24 protein-coding genes are annotated in these 23,341 nt (G+C 72.2%); 15 read left to right on the forward strand and 9 right to left on the reverse strand.

Annotated features, from left to right (window positions below; translation table 11 throughout):
• Positions 1-54: 54 nt before the first annotated feature.
• The 9 genes from rpsM (at position 55) to Q0963_RS15135 (ending at position 9,807) form a co-directional block, all read left to right on the forward strand.
• Positions 55-432 (forward strand): 30S ribosomal protein S13, encoded by a 378-nt coding sequence (gene rpsM / locus Q0963_RS15095; protein ID WP_299447637.1) that lies wholly within the window; start codon positions 55-57, stop codon positions 430-432.
• 55 nt (positions 433-487) lie between these two features.
• A complete protein-coding gene (gene rpsK / locus Q0963_RS15100; protein WP_299447639.1) occupies positions 488-892 on the forward strand; it encodes a 30S ribosomal protein S11 in 405 nt (134 codons plus the stop codon).
• A gap of 35 nt (positions 893-927) precedes the next feature.
• Positions 928-1,536, forward strand: a complete 609-nt coding sequence (gene rpsD / locus Q0963_RS15105; RefSeq protein WP_299447641.1) for a 30S ribosomal protein S4 — start codon at positions 928-930, stop codon at positions 1,534-1,536.
• Between the two features lie 149 nt (positions 1,537-1,685).
• Positions 1,686-2,720 (forward strand): DNA-directed RNA polymerase subunit alpha, encoded by a 1,035-nt coding sequence (locus tag Q0963_RS15110; RefSeq protein ID WP_299447644.1) that lies wholly within the window; start codon positions 1,686-1,688, stop codon positions 2,718-2,720.
• 42 nt (positions 2,721-2,762) lie between these two features.
• Entirely contained in the window at positions 2,763-3,473 is a 711-nt protein-coding gene (rplQ, locus tag Q0963_RS15115; RefSeq protein ID WP_299447647.1) for a 50S ribosomal protein L17, read from the forward strand.
• A gap of 85 nt (positions 3,474-3,558) precedes the next feature.
• A complete protein-coding gene (locus Q0963_RS15120) occupies positions 3,559-4,026 on the forward strand; it encodes a hypothetical protein (protein ID WP_299447650.1) in 468 nt (155 codons plus the stop codon).
• Between the two features lie 2 nt (positions 4,027-4,028).
• Entirely contained in the window at positions 4,029-4,859 is an 831-nt protein-coding gene (locus Q0963_RS15125; protein WP_299447652.1) for a tRNA pseudouridine(38-40) synthase TruA, read from the forward strand.
• 51 nt (positions 4,860-4,910) lie between these two features.
• The gene (locus tag Q0963_RS15130) at positions 4,911-6,605 is read left to right on the forward strand and encodes an ABC-F family ATP-binding cassette domain-containing protein (RefSeq protein ID WP_299447654.1); all 1,695 of its coding nucleotides are present in this window, start codon (positions 4,911-4,913) and stop codon (positions 6,603-6,605) included.
• Positions 6,606-6,720: 115 nt separating this feature from the next.
• Positions 6,721-9,807 (forward strand): alpha-amylase family glycosyl hydrolase, encoded by a 3,087-nt coding sequence (locus tag Q0963_RS15135; protein ID WP_299447657.1) that lies wholly within the window; start codon positions 6,721-6,723, stop codon positions 9,805-9,807.
• A 19-nt stretch (positions 9,808-9,826) separates the two neighbouring features.
• Here Q0963_RS15135 and Q0963_RS15140 read toward each other — a convergent pair whose 3' ends face one another.
• Genes Q0963_RS15140 through Q0963_RS15150 form a run of 3 tightly spaced genes read right to left on the reverse strand, consistent with a single transcriptional unit; the run spans position 9,827 to position 12,425 of the window.
• Positions 9,827-10,489: an LmeA family phospholipid-binding protein gene (locus Q0963_RS15140; RefSeq protein WP_299447659.1), complete on the reverse strand. Its 663-nt coding sequence runs from the start codon at positions 10,487-10,489 to the stop codon at positions 9,827-9,829.
• Between the two features lie 35 nt (positions 10,490-10,524).
• Positions 10,525-11,811 (reverse strand): MFS transporter, encoded by a 1,287-nt coding sequence (locus Q0963_RS15145; RefSeq protein WP_299447661.1) that lies wholly within the window; start codon positions 11,809-11,811, stop codon positions 10,525-10,527.
• Complete coding sequence (locus Q0963_RS15150) at positions 11,808-12,425, reverse strand: winged helix-turn-helix domain-containing protein (protein WP_299447663.1); 618 nt, start codon at positions 12,423-12,425, stop codon at positions 11,808-11,810. The genes Q0963_RS15145 and Q0963_RS15150 overlap by 4 nt, the downstream gene beginning before the upstream one ends.
• A gap of 233 nt (positions 12,426-12,658) precedes the next feature.
• Between Q0963_RS15150 and rplM the strand changes: the two genes are divergently transcribed.
• From rplM to Q0963_RS15170, 4 genes are all read left to right on the forward strand, one after another.
• Positions 12,659-13,102 carry a 50S ribosomal protein L13 gene (rplM, locus tag Q0963_RS15155; protein WP_299447665.1) on the forward strand — a complete coding sequence of 148 codons (444 nt, stop codon included), beginning with the start codon at positions 12,659-12,661 and terminating at the stop codon, positions 13,100-13,102.
• On the forward strand, positions 13,102-13,620 hold the full coding sequence (gene rpsI / locus Q0963_RS15160) for a 30S ribosomal protein S9 (RefSeq protein ID WP_299447667.1): 519 nt from the start codon (positions 13,102-13,104) through the stop codon (positions 13,618-13,620). Before rplM ends, rpsI begins: the two co-directional genes overlap by 1 nt.
• A gap of 114 nt (positions 13,621-13,734) precedes the next feature.
• Positions 13,735-15,084 (forward strand): phosphoglucosamine mutase, encoded by a 1,350-nt coding sequence (glmM, locus tag Q0963_RS15165; protein WP_299447669.1) that lies wholly within the window; start codon positions 13,735-13,737, stop codon positions 15,082-15,084.
• 116 nt (positions 15,085-15,200) lie between these two features.
• Entirely contained in the window at positions 15,201-15,614 is a 414-nt protein-coding gene (locus Q0963_RS15170; protein ID WP_299447671.1) for an Ohr family peroxiredoxin, read from the forward strand.
• A 29-nt stretch (positions 15,615-15,643) separates the two neighbouring features.
• Here Q0963_RS15170 and lhgO read toward each other — a convergent pair whose 3' ends face one another.
• The 6 genes from lhgO to Q0963_RS15200 are packed head-to-tail and all read right to left on the reverse strand — an operon-like array spanning position 15,644 to position 22,192.
• Positions 15,644-16,828, reverse strand: a complete 1,185-nt coding sequence (lhgO, locus tag Q0963_RS15175) for an L-2-hydroxyglutarate oxidase (protein WP_299447673.1) — start codon at positions 16,826-16,828, stop codon at positions 15,644-15,646.
• Complete coding sequence (locus tag Q0963_RS15180; protein WP_299447675.1) at positions 16,825-18,198, reverse strand: GH1 family beta-glucosidase; 1,374 nt, start codon at positions 18,196-18,198, stop codon at positions 16,825-16,827. Before Q0963_RS15180 ends, lhgO begins: the two co-directional genes overlap by 4 nt.
• A 10-nt stretch (positions 18,199-18,208) precedes the next feature.
• A complete protein-coding gene (locus Q0963_RS15185) occupies positions 18,209-19,045 on the reverse strand; it encodes an MOSC domain-containing protein (RefSeq protein WP_299447676.1) in 837 nt (278 codons plus the stop codon).
• Positions 19,042-19,563 (reverse strand): carbonic anhydrase, encoded by a 522-nt coding sequence (locus Q0963_RS15190; RefSeq protein WP_299447678.1) that lies wholly within the window; start codon positions 19,561-19,563, stop codon positions 19,042-19,044. The genes Q0963_RS15185 and Q0963_RS15190 overlap by 4 nt, the downstream gene beginning before the upstream one ends.
• Positions 19,560-21,266, reverse strand: coding sequence for a fumarate hydratase (locus Q0963_RS15195; RefSeq protein ID WP_299447680.1), 1,707 nt, complete (start codon positions 21,264-21,266; stop codon positions 19,560-19,562). The genes Q0963_RS15190 and Q0963_RS15195 overlap by 4 nt, the downstream gene beginning before the upstream one ends.
• A complete protein-coding gene (locus Q0963_RS15200) occupies positions 21,263-22,192 on the reverse strand; it encodes a carbohydrate kinase family protein (protein ID WP_299447682.1) in 930 nt (309 codons plus the stop codon). The genes Q0963_RS15195 and Q0963_RS15200 overlap by 4 nt, the downstream gene beginning before the upstream one ends.
• 127 nt (positions 22,193-22,319) lie before the next feature.
• Between Q0963_RS15200 and Q0963_RS15205 the strand changes: the two genes are divergently transcribed.
• Entirely contained in the window at positions 22,320-22,877 is a 558-nt protein-coding gene (locus Q0963_RS15205) for a DUF4245 domain-containing protein (RefSeq protein WP_299447684.1), read from the forward strand.
• 52 nt (positions 22,878-22,929) lie between these two features.
• A complete protein-coding gene (locus Q0963_RS15210; RefSeq protein WP_299447686.1) occupies positions 22,930-23,247 on the forward strand; it encodes a hypothetical protein in 318 nt (105 codons plus the stop codon).
• Positions 23,248-23,341: the final 94 nt, after the last annotated feature.

Raw genomic sequence — 23,341 nt, forward strand, 5'->3', positions numbered from 1 at the left:
CGGACCGGTGTTGCTCCAGACCTCCGGACCACATGAGTTAGGAACCATCCCCACATGGCACGTCTGATGGGAGTCGACCTCCCGCGCGACAAGCGCGCAGAGGTCGCACTGACCTACATCTTCGGAGTTGGTCGCACCAGCGCGCAGAAGGCCCTCGAGGCCACCGGCGTCAGCCCGGACACCCGGGTCAAGGACCTCGGCGACGACGAGCTCGTCAAGCTGCGTGACTGGATCGAGGAGCACCTCAAGGTCGAGGGTGACCTGCGGCGCGAGGTCGCCGCGGACATCCGCCGCAAGGTCGAGATCGGGTCCTACGAGGGCCTTCGTCACCGCCGGGGCCTGCCCGTGCGCGGCCAGCGGACCAAGACCAACGCGCGGACCCGTAAGGGCCCCAAGCGCACCGTGGCCGGCAAGAAGAAGGCCGGTAAGTGACCCGCGTCTGACGCGCGTCACCCCACTTCATCCGAAGACTTCGTAGGAGAAACACATGCCTCCCAAGGGCCGCACGACCGGCGCCAAGAAGGTGCGCCGCAAGGAGAAGAAGAACGTCGCGGTGGGCCAGGCCCACATCAAGAGCACGTTCAACAACACGATCATCTCGATCACCGACCCCACCGGTGCCGTCATCGCCTGGGCCTCCGCGGGCCAGGTCGGCTTCAAGGGGTCCCGCAAGTCGACGCCGTTCGCCGCGCAGACCGCCGCCGAGGCTGCCGCCCGTCGGGCCATGGAGCACGGCATGCGCAAGGTCGACGTCTTCGTCAAGGGCCCGGGTTCCGGTCGTGAGACCGCGATCCGCTCCCTGACCGCAGCCGGCCTCGAGGTCGGTTCGATCCAGGACGTCACGCCCCAGCCGCACAACGGTGTCCGCCCGCCCAAGCGCCGCCGCGTCTGAGCGACCACAGACTTCGCGAAAGGTAAGAGAGAGACATGGCCCGTTACACCGGACCCATCACGAAGAAGTCGCGTCGCCTCAAGACCGACCTCGTCGGTGGTGACAAGAACTTCGACCTCCGCCCGTTCCCGCCCGGCCAGCACGGCCGTCGCCGGATGCAGGAGAAGGAGTACCTGACCCAGCTGCAGGAGAAGCAGAAGGCCCGCTTCACCTACGGCGTCATGGAGAAGCAGTTCCGTCGGTACTACAAGGAGGCGGCCAACCGCCCCGGCAAGACCGGCGAGAACATCCTGACGATCCTCGAGTCGCGGCTCGACAACGTCATCTACCGTGCCGGCCTGGCCCGCACCCGCCGCCAGTCGCGCCAGCTCGTGAGCCACGGCCACTTCGAGGTCAACGGCAAGCGCGTCGACGTCCCCAGCTACCGGGTCGAGCAGTACGACATCATCACGATCCGCAAGCAGTCGCTCGAGACGTTCCCGATCCAGCTCGCCCGCGAGACCTTCGGCGAGCGTCCGATCCCGGCCTGGCTCCAGGTCGTCCCCGGCACGCTGCAGATCCTCGTGCACCAGCTGCCGACCCGTGCGCAGATCGACACGGTGCTCACCGAGCAGCTCATCGTCGAGTACTACTCGAAGAACTGACCGGGTCGGGATGCCGCGCCCGCCCCGCGCGGGGGCGGCATCCCGGCTCGTGAGTGGCCGCACGGACCGATGTGCGGCCACTGCGGGAGGAGACTCCCGCGCATCACGCGGCGTCATATAGCGGTCGCCCGTGGGAAGGAAGAATTCCCGTGCTCATCGCACAGCGTCCCGTCCTCAGTGAGGACGTCGTCTCCGAGTCCCGGAGCCGTTTCGTCATCGAGCCCCTCGAGCCCGGCTTCGGCTACACGCTCGGCAACTCCCTCCGCCGCACCCTGCTCTCGAGCATCCCGGGCGCGGCCGTCACGAGCATCCGCATCGACGGCGTGCTCCACGAGTTCTCGACGATTCCCGGTGTCAAGGAAGACGTCACCGAGATCATCCTCAACATCAAGACCCTCGTCGTCTCCTCCGAGCACGACGAGCCGGTCGTCATGTACCTGCGCAAGCAGGGCGCGGGTGCCGTGACCGCCGCGGACATCGCCCCGCCGGCCGGTGTCGAGGTGCACAACCCCGACCTGCACATCGCGACGCTCAACGACAAGGGCACCGTCGAGATGGAGCTCACCGTCGAGCGTGGCCGTGGCTACGTCTCCGCCGTGCAGAACAAGGCCGGGGACCAGGAGATCGGCCGCGTCCCGGTCGACTCCATCTACAGCCCGGTGCTCACGGTGACCTACAAGGTCGAGGCCACCCGCGTCGAGCAGCGCACCGACTTCGACCGTCTCGTCGTCGACGTCGAGACCAAGAGCTCGATGGCCCCGCGCGACGCGCTCGCCTCCGCGGGCAAGACGCTCGTCGAGCTGTTCGGCCTGGCCCGTGAGCTCAACGTCGAGGCCGAGGGCATCGACATGGGCCCCTCGCCGACCGACGCCGCGCTCGCCGCGGACCTCGCCCTCCCGATCGAGGACCTCGACCTCACCGTGCGGTCCTACAACTGCCTCAAGCGCGAGGGCATCCACACCGTGGGTGAGCTCGTGGGGCGCAGCGAGGCCGACCTGCTCGACATCCGCAACTTCGGTGCGAAGTCGATCGACGAGGTCAAGGCCAAGCTCGTCGGCATGGGCCTGGCGCTCAAGGACAGCCCCCCCGGGTTCGACCCGAGCCTCATCGCCGACCGCTACGACGACTTCACCTTCGGTGAGGGCGAGGACGACTCGGCGTTCGCCGAGGACGAGCAGCTCTGACCGCACGCCTCCACGCCGGCACGTTTATCTAGGAGATCACCAATGCCCACCCCCACCAAGGGTCCTCGTCTCGGAGGCGGCCCCGCTCACGAGCGGCTCATCCTCGCGAACCTCGCGACCTCGCTGTTCGAGCACGACCGCATCACGACCACCGAGACCAAGGCCAAGCGGCTCCGCCCGCTGGCCGAGCGCCTCGTGACGTTCGCCAAGCGGGGTGACCTCTCGGCCCGCCGTCGCGTCATGACCGTCGTGCGCGACAAGGGTGTCGTCCACCGCCTGTTCGTCGAGATCGCGCCCGACATGGCCGAGCGCAACGGCGGGTACACCCGCATCACGAAGATCGGTCCGCGCAAGGGCGACAACGCCCCCATGGCGGTCATCGAGCTCGTGCGGGAGCCCGTCGCGAAGAAGGCCACCGTCAAGGAGGCCGAGGCCGCGACCAAGCGCTCGGCCAAGGACGACGCCGCCAAGCGCGACGCCGCCAAGGCCACCGAGGCGGAGACCACCGAGGCCGAGGCCGCTCCGGTCGAGGCCACCGAGGAGGAGCCGGCCGCGGTCGAGCTCCCCGCGGGTGCCGTCCAGGCCAACGAGGACGGCTCGTCCCCGGACGAGGCGTACGCCATCAAGGGCAACATGGGCTCGATGAAGTTCCACGAGCCCGACGGGCAGTGGTTCGAGCAGACCCACGCCGAGGTCTGGTTCACGTCCGCCGAGGACGCCGAGGCCGCAGGCTTCACCAAGGCCGGTTCCTGACCGACCGCCGCACCGCACCGAGGGCCGTCTCCCGTCCGGGAGGCGGCCCTCGGCGTTGTCCGGGCCGCCGCGTTAGGGTCGGTGGATGACCCGTCCCACGGTCCGTGCCCTCCTCGCCGCGGTGGCTCTCGCGGCGCTCACGGCGTGCGGTGGCACGGACGGGCAGGAGGCGGCCGGCGGCGGCGGGACCTCGCCGTCACCCGGGGCGAGCCCCGGCACCGGGACGGTGGACCCGTCGCAGCGTTTCCCCGACGTCGAGACGGCCGAGCTCCGTCGCGAGACCGACGGCACGTTCACCCTCGAGGTGACGATCTCCTCGCCGTACGACACCCCCGAGCGCTACGCCGACGGCTGGCGGGTGCTCGACCCGGACGGCAACGAGCTGGGCCGGCACGACCTCGCGCACGACCATGCCGACGAGCAGCCGTTCACCCGCACCCAGAGCGGGCTCGTCATCCCCGACGGCGTCCCCGAGGTGCGGGTCGAGGGGCGCGACCTCGAGAACGGCTACGGCGGCACGACCGTCGTCGTCGCGGTCCCGCCGGAGGAGTGACGGTGCGCCTGCGGATCGACCTCGCCTACGACGGCACCGACTTCTCGGGCTGGGCGGCGCAGCCGGGGCGGCGGACCGTCGAGGAGACGCTCGCCGGCGCCCTCACCACCGTGCTGCGGGCCCGGGAGCCGGTCCGCCTCACCGTCGCCGGACGCACCGACGCCGGGGTGCACGCCCGCGGCCAGGTGGCGCACGCCGACGTGGAGGCCGAGGACTTCGACCGGCTCGTGGGCCGGTCCGAGCGGACCCCGGACGTGGCCGCGGTGGCCCGCCTCCGGGGGGTGCTGCCACCGGACCTCGTCGTGCGGCGGGTCAGTGTGGCCCCTGCCGGGTTCGACGCCCGGTTCTCCGCCCTGCGCCGCCGCTACCTCTACCGGGTCGTCGACGACCCGGGGGGCGCCGACCCGCTCCGCCGGCACGACACCGTCGCGGTCCGTGACGTCCTCGACGTCACGGCGATGGACACGGCCGCGCGGGCGCTCGTGGGGCTCCACGACTTCGCGGCCTTCTGCAAGCGGCGCGAGGGCGCCAGTACGGTGCGGACGCTGCTCGAGTACTCGTGGCGACGCACCGACGAGGGGGTCCTCGAGGGCACCGTCGTCGCCGACGCCTTCTGCCACAGCATGGTGCGCGCCCTCGTCGGCGCCGTCCTGCCGGTCGGGCAGGGCCGGGCCGAGGTGGGGTTCCCGGCCGAGGTGCTCGCCGCCGGGGTGCGCGACGCGCGGGTCAAGGTCATGCCGGCGCACGGGCTGAGCCTGGAGCAGGTCGTCTACCCCGCGGACGCCGACCTGGCCGCGCGCGCCGCCGAGGCCCGGGCCGTCCGCACCCTCTGACCGCAGAAATCCGGTGGGCTCGACCCGCGCGTCCGTGGATGATGGTGTCCCGTGGGACATCTCGACGTCGGTGCCGTGGGCTTCACCCTCCCGGACGGGAGGCCGTTGCTGCGCGAGGTCACGTTCCGCGTGGGCGACGGCGCCAAGGTGGCGCTCATCGGGCCCAACGGCACCGGGAAGACGACGCTGCTGCGGATCCTCGCCGGCGACCTCACCGGTCACGACGGAGCGGTGACGCGCAGCGGGGGCCTCGGCGTGATGCGCCAGTTCATCGGCAAGGTCCGCGACGGCTCCACCGTCCGCGACCTCCTGGTGTCGGTCGCGCCGGACCCGGTGCGGCTCGCGGCCGAGGCCGTCGACCGCACCGAGCTCGCCATGATGGAGCGGGAGTCCGAGCAGGACCAGCTCGACTACGCCCAGGCGCTCGCCGACTGGGGTGACGTCGGCGGGTACGAGTGGGAGACCCTCTGGGACGTCTGCACGGTGGCTGCGCTGGGGATGCCCTTCGAGCGGGCGCAGTGGCGCGCGGTGACGACGCTCTCGGGTGGGGAGCAGAAGCGGCTCGTCCTCGAGGCCCTGCTGCGCGGCCCCGACGAGGTCCTGCTGCTCGACGAGCCCGACAACTACCTCGACGTCCCCGCCAAGCGCTGGCTCGAGGAGCGGCTCGTCGAGTCGCCGAAGACCGTCCTGTTCGTCAGCCACGACCGCGAGCTGCTCGACCGGGTGGCCACGCGGATCGCGACCCTGGAGCCCGGCAGCGGCGGCAACACCGTCTGGGTCCACCCGGGCCGCTTCCGCACCTACGAGCAGGCCCGCGAGGACCGCAACGCCCGGCTCGACGAGCTGCGCCGCCGGTGGGACGAGGAGCACGCGAAGCTCAAGGCCCTCGTCGTTATGTACCGCCAGAAGGCGGCGTACAACTCCGACATGGCGGCGCGTCTGCAGGCCGCCGAGACCCGGCTGCGGCGGTTCGAGGAGGCCGGCCCGCCCGAGGCGGTCCCGCTGCGGCAGAAGGTGCAGATGCGGCTGCGCGGGGGCCGCACCGCCAAGCGGGCGGTCGTCGCGACCGGCCTGGAGCTGCGGGTGGACGGCCAGCGGCTCGTCGCCCCGTTCGACGACGAGATCTGGTTCGGGGAACGGCTCGGGGTGCTCGGCAGCAACGGGTCCGGCAAGTCGCACTTCCTCCGTCTGCTGGCCGCGGGCGGCAGCGACCCCGAGCGCGAGCACGAGCCGGTGGGCGACATCCGTCCCCAACCCGTCGAGCACGGCGGTCGCGTGGTGCTGGGGTCGCGGGTCCGGCCGGGCTGGTTCGCCCAGACCCACGACCATGCGGCGCTGCACGGCCGGACGCTGCTCGAGATCCTGCACCGCGGGGACGAGCACCGCGCCGGGATGCCGCGCGACCTCGCCGCCCGCGCGCTGGACCGGTACGGGCTGGCACGCGCCTCCGAGCAGACCTTCGACTCCCTCTCGGGCGGTCAGCAGGCGAGGCTCCAGATCCTCCTGCTCGAGCTGTCCGGGGCGACGCTGCTGCTGCTCGACGAGCCGACCGACAACCTCGACCTGCACTCGGCCGAGGCGCTCGAGGACGCCCTCGCGGCCTTCGAGGGGACGGTCGTCGCGGTGACCCACGACCGGTGGTTCGCCCGCGGCCTGGACCGGTTCCTCGTCTTTCGGCAGGACGGCACCGTCGTGAGCAGCGACGAGCCGGTGTGGGACGAGGGCAGGGTCGTCCGGCCGCGCTGAGTCGCCGGAACTTCCTCGCAGCTGGGGTCGCCATCGGCGCGCCGGAGGACTAGCGTCTCGCCATCGGTAGAGGTCGCCGGCCCGTGCGGCCGTGCGGTGAACACGAGGAGCATCGATGCCCGGTCTGCGTCGCCTGTCCGCCATCGCCCTGGGGGTCGTGCTCGCCGCCGTCCCCGCGCTGGCCACCACCGTCCCGGCGGCAGCGGCGGCCGAGTCCGTCGCGCTCGTCGGTGACCTGCAGACCGAGGTCGGCTGCCCGTCCGACTGGGACCCCGGATGCGAGGCGTCCGAGCTGGCGCGGGAGGGCGGCACCGACCGCTGGAGCGCGACGTTCGCGCTGCCCGCCGGGACGTGGCAGTTCAAGGTGGCCCTGAACGACGGCTGGGCCGAGAACTACGGCGCGGGCGGCCAGCTGGACGGGGCCAACATCACGGTGGTGCTCGCCGGTGACGCCCGGCTCGAGTTCGCCTACGACGACGCCACGCACGAGGTGACGTACACCCCGGTCGACCTCGCGGGCGGGACGAGCGGAGCGGACCGCGCGCTGGCGCAGGACTCGCTGCGTGAGGCGCTGACCCGGGAGCGCTTCTACTTCGTCATGGCCGACCGGTTCGCGAACGGCTCGACCGCCAACGACCGTGGTGGCCTCACCGGCGGGCGGCTCACCACGGGGTTCGACCCCACCGACAAGGCGTTCTACCACGGCGGCGACCTCAAGGGCCTGACGTCAAAGCTCGACTACATCAAGGGCCTGGGCACGACCGCGATCTGGCTCACCCCGAGCTTCACGAACAAGCCGGTCCAGGGCGGGCCGGGGCAGGAGAGCGCCGGGTACCACGGCTACTGGATCACCGACTTCACCCGCATCGACCCGCACCTCGGCACGAACGCCGACATGAAGGCCCTCATCGCCGCGGCCCACCGCAAGGGGATGAAGGTCTTCTTCGACATCATCACCAACCACACCGCCGACGTCATCGACTACGAGGAGGGGCAGTACACGTACCGCTCGAAGAAGTCCTACCCGTACGAGACCGCCGACGGCGAGGTCTTCGACGACCGTGACTACGTCAACCAGGCGTTCCCCGCGATGGACCCCGCCACGTCCTTCCCGTACACCCCGTTCCTGCGCCCGGGCGACGAGGACGCCAAGACCCCGGCGTGGCTCAACGACCCGCTGATGTACCACAACCGCGGCGACTCCACCTTCGCCGGTGAGTCCTCGACCTACGGCGACTTCATCGGCCTGGACGACCTGTTCACCGAGCGTCCCGAGGTCGTCGAGGGGATGGGTGACATCTACAAGACCTGGGTCGACTTCGGGATCGACGGTTTCCGGATCGACACGGTCAAGCACGTCAACCTCGAGTTCTGGCAGAAGTTCGTGCCCGACATCCTCGGCGAGGCCGAGCGGGTCGGCAACGACGACTTCTTCGCCTTCGGGGAGGTCTTCGACGGCAACCCGCAGGTGATGTCGGAGTACACGACCGCCGGGAAGCTGCAGGCGACGCTCGACTTCGGCTTCCAGCAGCAGGGCGTCGACTTCGCCAAGGGCAACCCCGCGACCGTGCTGGCCGAGTTCTTCGCCAAGGACGACTGGTACACCGACGCCGACAGCAACGCCTACCAGCTGCCGACCTTCCTCGGGAACCACGACATGGGCCGCGTGGCCATGTTCCTGAAGGACGCCTCGGCCGACGAGGCCGAGCACCTGAAGCGCGTCAAGCTGGCGGACACCCTGATGTTCACCACCCGCGGCAACCCCGTGACGTACTACGGCGACGAGCAGGGGTTCATCGGCACCGGCGGCGACCAGCTCGCCCGCGAGGACATGTTCGCCAGCCAGGTCGACATCTACAACAGCGAGGACGTCCTCGCCGGCCCCGAGGGGTCACGCGACCGGTTCGACCCGAGCCACCCGCTGTACCGGCACATCGCCGAGCTCTCGGCGATGCGGGCCAAGCACCCGGCGCTCGCCGACGGCGCCCAGGTGCAGCGCTACGCCGCCGACGACGCGGGCATCTTCGCCGTATCCCGGGTCGACGCCAAGAAGAAGTCCGAGTACCTCGTCGTCGCCAACAACGGCACGACCACGGCGTCCGCGTCCTTCGACACCTGGACGACGCGGGGTCGCTTCGTCCCCGTCCTGGGCGCGACGAAGCCCCTGCGGACCGCGAAGGACGGGCAGGTCACGGTGACCGTGCCGCCGCTCTCGGTGGCCGTCTACCGGGCCAGCGCCCCCATGGAGACCAAGGTTGCGGCGCCGACGGTGACGACGGTGGTCCCCGAGGACGGGGTCCACGGCCGGGCCGAGATCTCGGCCGAGGTCGAGTCGGGGACCTTCGCCCAGACCACGTTCCTCTACCGCCCCGTGGGCACGCAGACGTGGCAGACCATCGGCACCGACGACAACGCTCCCTTCCGGGTGTTCCACGACGTCTCGGGCATCCCGGTGGGGACGCCGCTGGAGTACCGCGCGGTCGTCGAGGACGTCGGCGGCCGGGTCGCCGCCGACGGGGACTGGGCTGCGGTCGTCGTGCCGGCACCACCGGCGACCGAGGCCGAGATCGGCGACCCCCCGGCGACGCAGCCGACCACGGTGGCCGTGGCGGGCACGCACAACTCCGAGATGGGGTGCGCCGCGGACTGGATGCCGGACTGCGACCAGGCCCAGCTGGCGCTGGACCCCAAGGACCAGATCTGGAAGAAGGCCTTCACGCTGCCCGCCGGTCCGTACGCCTACAAGGCGGCCCTGGATCGGGCCTGGACCGAGAACTACGGCGAGAAGGGCGTGCGTGACGGCGCGAACATCTCGTACGAGACCGACGGCACCGTGACCTTCTACTACGACCACGCCACCCACTGGGCGACGTCCGACGAGGAGACCACGATCGTCACCGCGGCGGGCTCCTTCCAGTCCGAGCTCGGGTGCCCCGGTGACTGGCAGCCCGACTGCATGCGGCCCTGGCTGCAGGACAAGGACGGCGACGGGGTGTTCGCCTGGGCGACGACGAAGATCCCGGCCGGCGACTACGAGTTCAAGGTCGCGCACGGGCTGTCGTGGGACGAGAACTACGGGGCCGGCGGCGCCCCGAACGGCGCCAACATCACGGTGACGGTCCCCGCGGACGGCGCGAAGACCACCTTCGTGTACGACTCGGCCACGCACGTCACGACGGTCACGAGCGTCGCGGGCGGCTGACCCGAGCCGCGGTGGGCCGTCAGCGGCCGATCGTGACGTCGGCGCCGTCGAGCCGTACCCCGAAGCCCGCGGCGTCGACGTCGACCTCGCGCAGGGTCAGCCCGTCCGGCATCCCGGGCACGTCCTGGCGGATCGTCACGAGCGCGCGGGCTGCCGCGCTGACGGCGGCGTCGAGGAAGGAGGGGCCGCCGAGCTCGACGGTCTCCGGCTCGATGAGCAGCTGGCCCCGGTCGGCGCGCACGGTGCCGGTCGCCCGGACCGTGACGTCGCGGCCGAGCAAGGTGGCGGTGCGCTCGACGCCGGCACGGCCGCCGCTCACCGCGTAGAGCCGCACCCCGTCGCCCACCTGTGCCGCGACAGTGTCGAAGGGCAGGGTGGCCTCGACCGCGAGCCGCCGCGCCCGCAGGCCGTCCGGGCCGAACCGCACGCCCTCACCGTCGGCCGTGACGTCGACGAGCCCGCCGTCGGCCGAGACGACGTCCTCGCTGCTCAGCCTGACCCGGCCGAGCCAGGTCTCGTCGGCGGCCAGGTCGTCCGGCGCCTCGACCCGGACCCCGGACGGTGCGGGGGAGGGGGGTGTCCCCGCCGGGGCCACGCCGGACCCGACGGACGCCACGAGCAGGGCGGCGCCGATCGCGACGACGAGCACCGTCGTGGCCACACCGAGGAGGAACTGCTTCATCGCGTCAGCCTGCCACGGGGCGGACCCTCGGGAGGTCAGGCCGCGACGACGGTGTGCGCCTCGGCGGCGGGGATGCTGCGCTCCTGCCGCCGGGCGGGCCAGTACAGCAGGGCCCCGACGACGCTGAAGGCTCCGGCGACGACGATGCCGGTCGCCGTGCTCGTGGCCTGGGCGAGCGGGCCGAGGACGAGCAGCCCCAGGCTGTAGCAGCCCCCGGCGACCATCGAGTTCATCGACAGCACCGTCGTCCGGTTCCGGGCCTCGGCCTGGCGGTGCAGCAGGGTGCTGTGGACCGGTCCGGCGGTGCCGTGCACGGTGTAGACGACGAAGAACGCGGTGATGAGACCCACCGGACCGGTCATGAGCCCCATGACGACGATGAACGCGCCCTGGGCGGCTCGGGAGAGGGCCGCGGCCCACGCGACGCCGACCCGTCGGGCGAGGAGGACCACGAGCGAGGACCCGACGGCGAACAGGCCCCAGGCGGCCGCCGACACCGGCCCCATGAGCGCTCCCGCCCGGGCCTCGCCCCCGACGAGCTCGGACAGCCGGAGCGGCAGGAAGGTCTCGAAGCCGATCATCCCGACGCTCCAGAAGACCTCGACGCCGACGAGCGCGAGGAGGACCCGGTTGGCGCCGAGCAGCCGCAGGCCGTCACGGACGACGAGCGGCGCCTGCCGGGCGGACGCGGCGGCGCGGTGCAGGCCGCGGGAGTCGACATGGCTCATGGGCTCGCGCAGCAGGACGGCGGTCGCGACGAGGTGCCCGACGATGAAGCCGATGGACAGCCAGTACGGCACCTCGAGCGGCTCGAGGAACGGGACGGGGTCCCACGCGATGAGGCCCCCCGACAGGACGGCGCCCGCCGCGATCGCGACGCCCAGGACCGTCCCGGCCCGGGCCAGGCCCTCCTCGACCCGGACGTCGGGGTCGTCCGCGAGGGCGGTGTCGACGTACCAGGCCTCGAGCGGCCCGGAGTCCAGGGCGCGGTAGACCCCCTGGAGCAGGAGCGCGACGACGAAGGCGGCGAAGGTCTGGGCGAGCACGAACAGCAGCGATGAGACGAGAGCGACGACGGCGGCCGCGAGCAGCACGGGGCGACGGCCGAGGGCGTCGGCGACCCCGCCGGTCGGCAGCTCGAGGCCGAGGACGACGAAGCCCTGCATCGAGATGACGACGGCGAGCTGGGTCAGGGACAGCCCGCGCTCGAGCGGGATGAGGGTGACGACCCCGATGACGAGGCCGACCGGGAACCACCGGGTGAAGCTGAGGAGCAGCAGGACGCGCCGGGCCTGCCGGGCGCTCAGCGGTGCGGCGGTCATCGCCCGGCCCCGGGCACGCGGTCGAGGTCGACCGGGAAGTCGAGGTGGTAGACGGCGAGCCGGCGGGCAGCCGGGTTGCCCTGCCCGACCCGTCGGTACCGGGCGATGACCTCGAGGATCTCCTCGCTCATCGCCTCGGCCTGCTCCGGGGTGACGATGACGAACGAGTCGCTCATGCCGCAGGCGTCCCGCCACTCGGCCGGCCACGCGTGCTCGACGTCGAGCCAGCGCTCGAACTGCTCGCCGAGGTGCCGGATGTAGTCGCGGGTCAGCCAGCCGAGCGCGGTCTCGGCGTCCTCGTCACCGGCGAAGTCGCTCGGCTCGTACTGGTGGCTGTCGGTGGAGGCACGCCACAGGCGGCGCTTCCCGTCGCCCTCCCCGGTGTCGGTGACGAGCCCCACGGCCTCCAGCCGGCGCAGGTGGTACGACGTCGCGCCCGAGTTCGTGCCGAGGTCGGCGGCCAGGGCCGTCGCGGTCGAGGGACCGCCGACCCGCAGGCGGCCGAGGAGCCGGGAGCGCAGCGGATGGGCGAGCACCTTGAGAGCGGCGGCGTCGAGGCGGACGCCGGTGAAGTCCGGGGTCGGGGCGTCGGAGGGGGAGCTCGAGGTGGTCACGCGTGCACAATACCTGTGCACACTTCCCATGCACAAGAGGTGTGCACAGAAGTTGTGCAGGAGAAAGGTGCAGGTCAGCGTGGGTCCGACGGGGGTGCGCCGACGATTTGGGCGGTTCCCGCGGGCCCCCTAGACTTGATGACTGTTGTGCCGTGTGCCCTTGCGAGGGCCGCACTCCCTCCCGGGAGCACTCGGCATACGCCAACCGTCCCAGAGACCATGAGGAAGCTCCCATGCGTACCTACACCCCGAAGTCGGGCGAGATCACCCGTGCGTGGCACGTCATCGACGCCACGGACGTCGTGCTCGGTCGCCTCGCGACCCAGACGGCGACGCTGCTGCGAGGCAAGCACAAGCCGACCTTCGCGCCGCACGTCGACACCGGTGACTTCGTCATCATCATCAACGCCGACAAGGTCGCCCTCACCGGCGCCAAGGCGGAGCAGAAGCGGGCCTACCGCCACTCCGGGTTCCCGGGTGGCCTGAAGTCGCAGTCGTACACCGAGCTGCTCGCCAAGCACCCCGAGAAGGCGGTCGAGAAGGCCGTCCGCGGGATGCTGCCGAAGACCTCCCTCGGCCGCCAGCAGCTGACCAAGCTCAAGGTCTACTCCGGCGCCGAGCACCCGCACGCCGCGCAGCAGCCCAAGCCCTTCGAGATCACCCAGGTGGCCCAGTGATGTCCGAGAACGCCCAGATCGACGAGACCGCCGGCACCGACGTCAACGACGCCCCGGTCAGCGAGTACACCTCCGAGTCCGAGGCCGGCTCCGTCGCCGGTGCCGAGACCGCCCCCCGGCCGACCGCGTCGGCCCCCGGTGCCGCCACCGGCCGCCGCAAGCAGGCCATCGCCCGCGTGCGGATCGTCCCCGGCAGCGGCGAGTGGAAGGTCAACGGCCGCACCCTGGCCGAGTACTTCCCGAACAAGGTGCACCAGCAGATCGTGGCCGAGCCCCTCAAGGTGCTCGAGCTCGACGGTGCCTACGACGTCCTCGTGCGCGTGCACGGTGGTGGCCCCTCCGGCCAGGCCGGTGCCGTCCGCCTCGGTGTCGCCCGCTCGCTCAACGGGGTCGACCCCGAGCTCAACCGCCCGGCCCTGAAGAAGGCCGGCCTCCTCACCCGTGACGCCCGCGTCCCGGAGCGCAAGAAGGCCGGTCTCAAGAAGGCCCGCAAGGCTCCTCAGTACAGCAAGCGCTGATCCGCGCCCCGCGGTACACCACGACGGCGGCATCCAGCCCGGATGCCGCCGTCGCGGCGTCTGCGCCCGCATCGCGGTAGGTTCAGTCGCTGGTACACCAGAAAGGCCCGTCCCATGTCCCGTCTCTTCGGCACCGATGGCGTGCGGGGGCTCGCCAACGGCCCCCTCATCACCGCCGAGCTGGCCATGTCCGTCTCGATCGCTGCGGCCCGCGTCCTCGGCCAGGCCGGAGCCGAGCCAGGTCACCGGCCCAAGGCCGTCGTCGGCCGTGACCCGCGCGCGTCGGGGGAGTTCCTCTCCGCCGCCGTCGTCGCCGGCCTCGCCTCGGCCGGGGTCGACGTCTACGACGCCGGCGTCCTGCCCACCCCGGCCGTCGCCTACCTCACCGCCGACGCCGGTGCGGACTTCGGCGTGATGCTCTCGGCCTCGCACAACGCGATGCCCGACAACGGCATCAAGTTCTTCGCCAAGGGCGGGCACAAGCTGCCCGACGAGGTCGAGGACCAGATCGAGGCCGCGATCGGCCAGGAGTGGACGCGGCCCACCGGGCCCGACGTCGGCCGCGTCGTCGCGATGGTCGACGGGCACACCCGCTACCTGTCGCACCTGCTCCGGGTGCTCCCCAACCCGCTCGACGGTCTGACCGTCGTCATCGACGGGGCCCACGGCGCCGCGAGCCTGGTCTCGCCCGAGGTGTTCCGCCTCGCGGGCGCCACGGTCGTCGAGATCGGCACCCAGCCCGACGGGCTCAACATCAACGACGGCTACGGCTCGACCCACCTCGACGTGCTGCGCTCGGCGGTCGTCGCGCACGGCGCCGACCTCGGCATCGCCCACGACGGGGACGCCGACCGCTGCCTCGCGGTCGACGCCGACGGCAACGAGGTCGACGGCGACCAGATCATGGCGATCCTCGCCGTGGCCCTCAAAGAGCGCGGCTCCCTCGCGCACGACACCCTCGTCGCGACCGTCATGAGCAACCTCGGCCTCATCCAGGCGATGGAGCGGCATGGCATCCGGGTCGCCCAGACCGGAGTCGGGGACCGCTACGTCCTGGAGGAGATGCGGCGCTCGGGGTACTCGCTCGGCGGCGAGCAGTCGGGGCACGTCATCTTCCTCGAGCACGGCACGACCGGCGACGGCGTGCTCACCGGGCTCATGCTGGCCGCCCGGGTCGCCGAGACGGGGCGGCCGCTCTCGGAGCTCGCGACGGTCATGACGCGCCTCCCGCAGGTCCTGGTCAACGTCAAGGGCGTCGACACGAGCCGGGTCGAGGCCGACGCCGGGGTCCAGGACGCCGTGCGGGCCGCCCAGGGCGTCCTCGACGGCTCGGGCCGGGTGCTGCTGCGCAAGTCCGGCACCGAGCCGGTGGTCCGGGTCATGGTCGAGGCGGGCACCGAGTCGCAGGCGAAGGACACCGCCGAGCGGCTCGCCGCCGTCGTGCAGGAGCGGCTCGCGCTCTGAGGGCCGGTGCCCTGCGTCTCACCCGTCGAAGGTTCGGAATCGACCGAGGGTCACCGTGGTTCCGCTGTGTGGCCACAGATGTCGACCCAAGGAGAGCCTTCGTGCCTCACGAGTGTGTGAACGAGACCCTGTACACCATCGCCGCGACCGCCACCGGCGGGCGAGGCGGCCGGACGATCAGCGAGGACGGGGTCGTCGACCTCCCGCTCGGCAAGCCCGGCAGCACGTCGAACCCCACGGCGAACCCCGAGACGCTCTTCGCCGCCGGGTACGCCGCCTGCTACAACGGCGCGCTCGCACTCGTGGCGAGGCGGGAGGGTCTCGACGCCTCCGCGGCGAGGACGACCGCCAACGTCCTGTTCGGCTCGACCGACACCGGCTTCGGGCTCGCCGTCGAGCTGACGAGCCACATCCCCGGCGTCGACGAGCCGACCGCGCAGAAGCTCGCCGAGATGGCACACGAGGTGTGCCCCTACAGCAAGGCCACCCGCGGCAACATCGACGTCACGGTCGTCGGCAAGCCCGCCTGACCGCGCACCGCCCCGTCGGCCTCCTCCCGTCACGGGAGGAGGCCGACGACGTGCCGGGCGATCTCCAGGGCCGCGGTCGCCGCCGGGGACGGGGCGTTGAGCACGTGGACGCACCGCGGCGAGCGTTCGAGGAGGAAGTCGTCGACGAGCCGGCCGTCGGTGCGGACGGCCTGCGCGCGCACGCCGGCGGGAGCCGGGAGGAGGTCCTCGTCGCGGATCTCGGGGACGAGCCGGCGCAGGCTGTCACCGAACCGGCGCGTCGACAGCGAGCGGGCGACCTCGCGCGCGCCGGTCCGCACCTGGCGGCGGGCGAGCCGCCAGAAGCCGGGGAACGCGAGGGTCGCCGCGACGTCCCGCGGGTCGACGACGGCCCAGCCGTAGCCCTCCCGGGCGAGCGCGAGGACGGCGTTGGGGCCGGCGTGCACCTGGCCGTCGATGCCACGAGTGAGGTGGACCCCGAGGAAGGGCAGGTCGGGGTCGGGGACGGGGTAGACGAGCCCCCGGACGAGGGGGGCGGCCCCGGGGGCGAGCACGCGGTACTCACCCCGGAAGGGCACGATGCGAACCGACGGGTCGTGGCCGAGCCGACGCGCCAGGACATCGGTGTGGAGCCCGGCGCAGTTGACGACGAGGTCGGCGGTCAGGGGGCCGCCCGTGGTCTCGACGACGGTGTGCGTCGGGCCGTGGGAGGCCCCGAGCACCTCGGTGCCGGTGCGCAGGTCGGCACCTGCCGCCTCGAGCCGGCGGACCAGGGCCGTGCACACCGCGGCGTAGTCAACGACGCCCGTCTCGGGCACGTGCAGGGCCGCCACCGCTGTGACGTGCGGCTCCAGCTCGCGTGCCTCGGGGGGATCGACCCGCCGGACCCGCAGGCCGTTGGCCAGCCCGCGCTCGCCCAGCGCCGCGAGCCGCGGCACCTCGGCCGGTTCGGTGGCGACGACGAGCTTGCCGGTGACGGCGTGGGGGACGCCCTCGTCCCGCGCGAACCGGAGGAGCTGTTCGGCGCCGGCGCGGCACCAGCGCGCCTTGGCGCTGCCGGGCGGGTAGTAGAGGCCGGAGTGGACGACGCCGCTGTTGCGTCCGGTCTGGTGCCGGGCCCAGCCGGCCTCCTTCTCGACGACGGTGACGTGGGTCCTCGGGTCGTCCCGGGCGAGGCGCTCGGCCACGGCCAGGCCCACGATGCCACCGCCGACGACGAGGACCCGGCGGGTCACCGGTCGTGGTGCGCGGCGATGATGCGCGCGAACTCCAGCCCCGAGTCCTTGACGGTGCGGACCTGGCTGTCGTAGTCGACGTGGACGATGCCGAAGCGCTTGTCGTAGCCGTAGGCCCACTCGAAGTTGTCCAGCAGCGACCACGCGAAGTAGCCCCGCACGTCGGTGCCGCCCTCGATGGCGTCGGCGACGGCGGCGAGGTGCTCCTGCAGGTACGTGACCCGCTCGGCGTCGTGCACCTGCCCGTCGGCGTCCACGGTGTCGTCCCAGGCCGAGCCGTTCTCGGTGATGTAGAGCGGCAGGCCGCTCTCGCGGGCCGAGCGCTCGATGATGAGGCGGTGGCTCTCGGGTGACTGCTCCCAGCCCATCGCGGTGAGCGGCGGATGCGGCGGGTCGGCGACGACCCCGTCGCAGCCCGGCATCGGGTTGCGACCGTCCTCGCCGTCGCGGGCGGCGCGCACGCGGGTGGGGAAGTAGTTGTTGACCCCGAGGTTGTCGAGCGGAGCCGAGATCGTGCGCAGGTCGCCGTCGTGGATGTAGGCGTGGTCGGTGAGGTGCGCGGTGTCGTCGAGGAAGCCGTCGGGGTAGGCGCCGTGGAAGATGGGCCCGAAGAACAGCCCGTTGAGGGCGTTGTCCGCGCGGCGCACGGCGTCGGCGTCGAGGTCGTCGCCGTCCGCGGGGCCCCACACCTGGGTGGGGTTGAGGGTGACCGAGACCTCGGCGCCGGGGCACTCCTCGCGGATGACGGGCACTGCCGCGCCGTGGGCGAGCATCAGGTGGTGGGCGGCGACCATCGACTCGAGCGTGTCGTGGTGCCCCGGGGCGTGGTCGCCGATGGCGTAGCTGAGCACCGACGAGCACCACGGCTCGTTGAGGGTCGTCCAGTTGCTCACCCGGTCGCCGAGGGCACCGACCACGGTGCGCGTGTACTCGGTGAACCACTGGGCGACGTCGCGGTTCAGCCAGCCGCCGCGGTCGTCGAGGGCCTGGGGCAGGTCCCAGTGATACAGGGTGACGACCGGTCGGATGCCGGCCCCGAGCAGCTCGTCGACGAGGCGGTCGTAGAACGCCAGCCCCGCCGGGTTCGGTGCGCCCTCGCCGGCGGGGACGATACGCGGCCAGGCGACCGAGAAGCGGTAGGCGTCGACGCCGAGGTCGGTCATGATGGCGACGTCTGCGGGCATCCGGTGGTAGTGGTCGCAGGCGACGTCGCCGGTGTCGCCGTTCGCGACCTTCCCCGGGGTGTGCGAGAAGGTGTCCCAGATGGACGGGCGGCGGCCGTCCTCGGCCACCGCCCCCTCGATCTGGTAGCTCGCCGTCGCGGTGCCGAAGAGGAAGCCGTCGGGGAACGTGCGCGTGAAGCTCGTCATGACCGAGAACCTACCGGCCGGGCTGCACGAGGTCGCCGACTCGTACCTCGCCCACGACCTCCGGGACCAGCTGGACGGCGAACCACGTGGCGCCGTCCCACGCGCGATGCCTGGCGAGGGTGCGGATCGGCTCGTGGCCGCCGGCCCCGGTGGCGGGGTCGATCGTCGTCATGACGCAGCGGTCGACGGGCTTGACGACCCGGAAGGTGACCGCGCCGACGGTGACCGTGCGCCAGGCGTCCTCGGCGAAGGCCTCGAGGTCACCGTCGACCACGAGGTTCGGCCGGAAACGGGTGATCGTCAGGTGGGCCGGGTCCTCGCCGCGCTCGAGGGCCGTCTCGCCGACCCAGTCCTGCAGCCGCCGCAGTGAGGCGCGGGAGGCGAGGGTGACCGGGTAGCCGTCGGCGAAGGCGGTCGCCTCGCCCGGCCGGCCGTGGGCCGGGTTGAGCGCGCGAGGCGTCGCGACGTGCACGAGCCGGACGTCGTCGCGGCCGAGGGCTGCCCGCAGCCAGCCGGTGGCACCCGGGGCCACGACGCCGGTCAGGGGCCGGCCGTGGACGGTGACGTCGACGGGGTCCCCGGTCGGCACGTCGACGGTCAGGTCGTCGTGGCCTGCCGCCTGGAGTCGGAGCGCGGCGTCGAGTCCGGGGTCGGTCGCCGGGGTGTCGCCGGTGACGGTGAACAGCCGGCGGTCCTCGCGTGCGGTGAGGCACTCCCCGTCGGGGAGGACGAGCATCCAGCGACGGTCACCGCGCAGACCCCACGGCTCGACGGTGGCCGCGAGGACGCGGCGGGCGGCGGTGCTCTTGACGGGGTGCAGCGCGATGCGCTCGAGGCGGACGCTCACACGCGCCGGGAGAGCAGGCCGGTGTCGACGTCGTAGACGAACCCGCCGACGAGCGCGCGCTCGCCGATGAGCGGGTGGGCGCGGACCGCGGCGACATCCTGACGCAGCGCGTCGTCCTGGTCGGCGACGACGCCGAAGCGCTGCCACGACGCGTCCACCCCGGCGGACTCGCCGACGCGCTGCCGGATGTCCTCCTCGGTGGCCGAGGCCATCGCACACCGGGTGTGCGGGACGACGAGGATGCGCCGCACCCCGAGCAGGTGCACACCGAGGACGAGGGCCTCGAGCGCCTGCGGGGTGACCCGGCCGCCGGGGTTGCGGAAGATCTTCGCGTCGCCGGGCGCGAGCCCGAGCATCCGCAGCGGGTCGATCCGGCTGTCCATGCACGTCACGAGGGCGATCCCCGCGTGGGCCACCCCGTCGAACCCGGCAAGGTCGAAGTTCCGTGCGAACTCCGCGTTGGCGGCGAGGAGATCCTCGAAGCCGCTATCGGTCCCGACACTCGTGTGCTCGCTCACAGCAGTCCAGTCCTCTTCTCGATGGTGAACGCGACGGGCTTGGTGACCGACGCGAAGAAGTCCTCGCCCTTGTCGTCGACGACGATGAACGCCGGGAAGTCCTCGACCTCGATCTTCCAGATCGACTCCATGCCGAGCTCGGGGTACTCGAGCACCTCGACGCTGCGGATGCAGTCCTGGGCGAGCCGGGCGGCCGGGCCGCCGATGGAGCCGAGGTAGAAGCCGCCGTGGGCCCGGCAGGCATCGGTGACCTGCTGGCTGCGGTTGCCCTTGGCGAGCATGACCATCGACCCGCCGGCGGCCTGGAACTGCTCGACGTAGGAGTCCATCCGGCCGGCCGTCGTCGGCCCGAACGAGCCCGACGGCATGCCCTCGGGGGTCTTGGCCGGGCCGGCGTAGTAGACGGGGTGGTCGCGGAGGTAGGCCGGCATCTCCTCGCCGGCGTCGAGGCGCTCCTTGATCTTCGCGTGCGCGATGTCGCGGGCGACGACGAGCGGGCCGGTGAGGGACAGCCGGGTCTTGACCGGGTGCTTGGTCAGCTCGGCGAGGATCTCGTCCATCGGCCGGGTCAGGTCGATGGGCACGACGGCGCCGGCGCCGGTAGACGCAGCGCCGACGGCGTCGGCATGGAGCGCCTCGGGCGTCTGCTCGGGGAGGAAGCGGGCCGGGTCGGTCTCGAGCTGCTCGAGGAAGACGCCCTCGGGAGTGATCCGGCCGAGCACCTGGCGGTCGGCCGAGCACGAGACGGCGATGGCCACCGGCAGCGAGGCGCCGTGCCGGGGGAGCCGCACGACACGGACGTCGTGGCAGAAGTACTTGCCGCCGAACTGGGCGCCGATCCCGAACTGCCGGGTCAGCTCGAGGACCTGCGCCTCCAGCTCGGTGTCACGGAAGCCGTGGCCCGTGGCGGGGTCGCCCGTCTTGGGCAGCTGGTCGAGGTACTTGGTGCTTGCGTACTTGGCTGTCTTGAGGGCGAACTCGGCGCTGGTGCCGCCGATGACGATGGCCAGGTGGTAGGGCGGGCAGGCCGCGGTACCGAGGCTGCGGAGCTTCTCGTCGAGGAAGCGCATCATCGCGTCGGGGTTGAGGACCGCCTTGGTCTCCTGGAAGAGGAACGACTTGTTCGCGCTGCCGCCGCCCTTGGCCATGAAGAGGAACTTGTACGTCGTCTCGTGCCCCGGGGCGGTGTCGGCGTAGAGCTCGATCTGGGCGGGCAGGTTCGAGCCGGTGTTCTTCTCGTCCCACATGGTCACCGGCGCCATCTGCGAGTACCGCAGGTTGAGGCGGGTGTAGGCGTCGTAGACGCCTCGGCTGATGGCGGCCTCGTCGGTGCCCGGGGTGAGGACGTGCTGGCCGCGCTTGCCCATGACGATCGCGGTGCCGGTGTCCTGGCACATCGGCAGGATGCCGCCGGCGGCGATGTTCGCGTTCTTCAGCAGGTCGAGGGCCACGAACTTGTCGTTGCTGCTCGCCTCGGGGTCGCCCAGGATGTTCGCGAGCTGCTGGAGGTGCGCGGGGCGCAGGTAGTGGGCGATGTCGTGCATCGCGGTCTCGGTGAGCAGCCGCAGCGCCTCGGGGGAGACCTCGAGGAAGCGGCGCCCGCCCGGGCCGTCGACGACCTCGACCCCCTCGGTCGTGAGGAGCCGGTACGGGGTCTCGTCGGCGCCGACGGGCAGGAGGTCCGCGTAGGCGAACTCGGTCATCGGATCTCCTCGCGGGTGGGGGCGTAGGCGCCCGCGTGCCGGACGGTGACCCCGCTCGTCGCGAGGGCGCGGTCCAGGGCCGGGGCGACGTCGTCGAGGGTGGCGGCGCGGAGCCGGTCGCGGGCCTGGCCGCCGCCGAGCAGCCCGGCGTCGAGGAGCCCGGAGACCAGGCCCGCCATGAACGAGTCGCCGGCGCCGACGGTGTCGACGACGTCCTTGACCCGCGCCTCGGCCGAGCCCTCCTCGCCCGCGGACGTCCGCCACGTGACGCCCGACCCGCCGAGGGTGACGACGGTGAAGCCGGCGCCGAGGCCGGTCCAGCGGGCCATGACGGCGGAGGCCGGCTCGCCGGGGTAGAGCCACTCGATGTCGTCCTCGGAGCACTTGACGACGTCGGACAGCGCCACGAGCTCCTCGACCCGGGGGCGGACCTCGTCGACGTCTCCCATGATCGTGGGGCGCATGTTCGGGTCGTACGACACGGTGCCGGTCTCGCGGGCGCGGTGGACCGCGGCGGTGACCTCGGCCTCCCCGGGGCGCAGCGTGGTGGCGATGGAGCCGGTGTGCAGGTGCGTGGTCCCCGCGGGCAGCTGGACCGGCGGCAGGTCCCAGTGCAGGTCGAAGACGTAGGACGCGGCGCCGTTGGCGTCGATCGTCGCCTGGGCGGTCGAGGTGGGGTGCTCGGCGGACACGCTGCCCGGCAGGAGGTGGACGCCGCCGGACTCGACGTGCTCGGCGCAGCGGACGCCGCGCCGGTCGGTGCCGACGAGGCACGCCATGTGTGTGTCGTGGTCGAGCCGGGCGAGACCCAGCGCGACGTTGGCGGGGGAGCCACCGACGTGCTCGGCGGTCGTGCCGTCGGGATAGCTGACGATGTCGACGAGCAGCTCGCCGACGACGACCACGGGCGGATCGGTGGCGCTCACGACATCCTGACCTCTCTGCAGCGGACCTGCCGCGGCGCGGCCGGGAAGGGGGCGCGCGCGGCTCGTGTCAAACCCTATCCCCGGGGGCGGTTGGGCGTGTCCGGGGTTCGTCGGCGACCATGGAGGGGTGAGCACACCCACCGCACCGAGGAGCCGGTACTCCCTCGGGTCGACGAAGAACCTCGTGTACTCCCTCTTCGCCGTCCTCGGGATGGTGCTCGTGCTCATCCTGCTCGTCCCGCGGGTGAACAGCGTCGGCGGTCCGCCGGTGAACGTCAGCGCGACGGCCGCGGACGTCAAGGAGCAGTCGGGCTGGCCCATCGTCGAGCCGGTCGGCCTGCCGTCGGGCTGGACGCCGACCTCGGTCCGCTACGTGCGCGTCACCGACAACTTCATGACCTGGCACGTCGGCTACAAGACCCCGTCGGGCACCTTCGTCGCCGTGGAGCAGACCCAGGACCCGAGCCGCGCCTGGATCGCGGCTCAGACCAACCGCGCGCCGCTCGAGGGCACCGTCGAGATCGCGGGCCGCACGTGGGAGAAGTACGTGCGCGACTCCAAGGTGCAGAACAGTCTGCTGTCGGTGCCGGAGGAGGGCTCCGGCGAGCTCACGACCCTCATCACCGGGACGGCCACCTTCGAGGAGATGGGCACGTTCGTCGAGTCCCTCCAGCCCGTCGGCTGACTCAGACCGCGTAGCGGTTGAGACGCAAGGATCGGGTCGGAAGAATCAGCCCGTGTCCCACAGCGGCGCCTGGCGCGAGGTCGAGGACTTCCTGGCGGGGTTGGACGGAGTGCGGCTGCGCGACGACCCGCGGGGTCGTCGCTGGTGCGTGCGGAACCGGTTGGTGGCCCGGCAGGTCGACGAGTCGACCCTGCTGGTCCGTGCGGACCTGGAGTCGCGGGAGCGCTTGTTGGACAGGTACCCCGACACCTTCTCGATGCGCCCGAACCTCGAAGCCCACATGAAGGTCCTCGCCGACGTCGAGAACGGTGACCTCGCTGCCGTCCGCGAAGCCCTGCGGGCCGCGTGGGAGATGCAGCGGGGGATGTGACCCAGCGCGGTCGCCAGGTCTGCCACCGCGGCGTGGCGGACGTGCGTCAGACCGTGCGGTGTTGGGGTTCGGTGGCGCGGATGGTCCCGGTGGT

The sequence above is a fragment of the uncultured Phycicoccus sp. genome (assembly GCF_947495705.1).
Classification (GTDB): Bacteria; Actinomycetota; Actinomycetes; order Actinomycetales; family Dermatophilaceae; genus Phycicoccus.

Bases quoted from the DNA above. Each gene is read 5' to 3' on its own strand.
- rpsM (WP_299447637.1), top strand. From the start codon at position 55: ATGGCACGTCTGATGGGAGTCGACCTCCCGCGCGACAAGCGCGCAGAG.
- rpsK (WP_299447639.1), top strand. From the start codon at position 488: ATGCCTCCCAAGGGCCGCACGACCGGCGCCAAGAAGGTGCGCCGCAAG.
- rpsD (WP_299447641.1), top strand. From the start codon at position 928: ATGGCCCGTTACACCGGACCCATCACGAAGAAGTCGCGTCGCCTCAAG.
- rplQ (WP_299447647.1), top strand. From the start codon at position 2,763: ATGCCCACCCCCACCAAGGGTCCTCGTCTCGGAGGCGGCCCCGCTCAC.
- Q0963_RS15120 (WP_299447650.1), top strand. From the start codon at position 3,559: ATGACCCGTCCCACGGTCCGTGCCCTCCTCGCCGCGGTGGCTCTCGCG.
- Q0963_RS15135 (WP_299447657.1), top strand. From the start codon at position 6,721: ATGCCCGGTCTGCGTCGCCTGTCCGCCATCGCCCTGGGGGTCGTGCTC.
- Q0963_RS15140 (WP_299447659.1), bottom strand. From the start codon at position 10,489: ATGAAGCAGTTCCTCCTCGGTGTGGCCACGACGGTGCTCGTCGTCGCG.
- Q0963_RS15145 (WP_299447661.1), bottom strand. From the start codon at position 11,811: ATGACCGCCGCACCGCTGAGCGCCCGGCAGGCCCGGCGCGTCCTGCTG.
- rplM (WP_299447665.1), top strand. From the start codon at position 12,659: ATGCGTACCTACACCCCGAAGTCGGGCGAGATCACCCGTGCGTGGCAC.
- rpsI (WP_299447667.1), top strand. From the start codon at position 13,102: ATGTCCGAGAACGCCCAGATCGACGAGACCGCCGGCACCGACGTCAAC.
- glmM (WP_299447669.1), top strand. From the start codon at position 13,735: ATGTCCCGTCTCTTCGGCACCGATGGCGTGCGGGGGCTCGCCAACGGC.
- Q0963_RS15180 (WP_299447675.1), bottom strand. From the start codon at position 18,198: ATGACGAGCTTCACGCGCACGTTCCCCGACGGCTTCCTCTTCGGCACC.
- Q0963_RS15195 (WP_299447680.1), bottom strand. From the start codon at position 21,266: ATGACCGAGTTCGCCTACGCGGACCTCCTGCCCGTCGGCGCCGACGAG.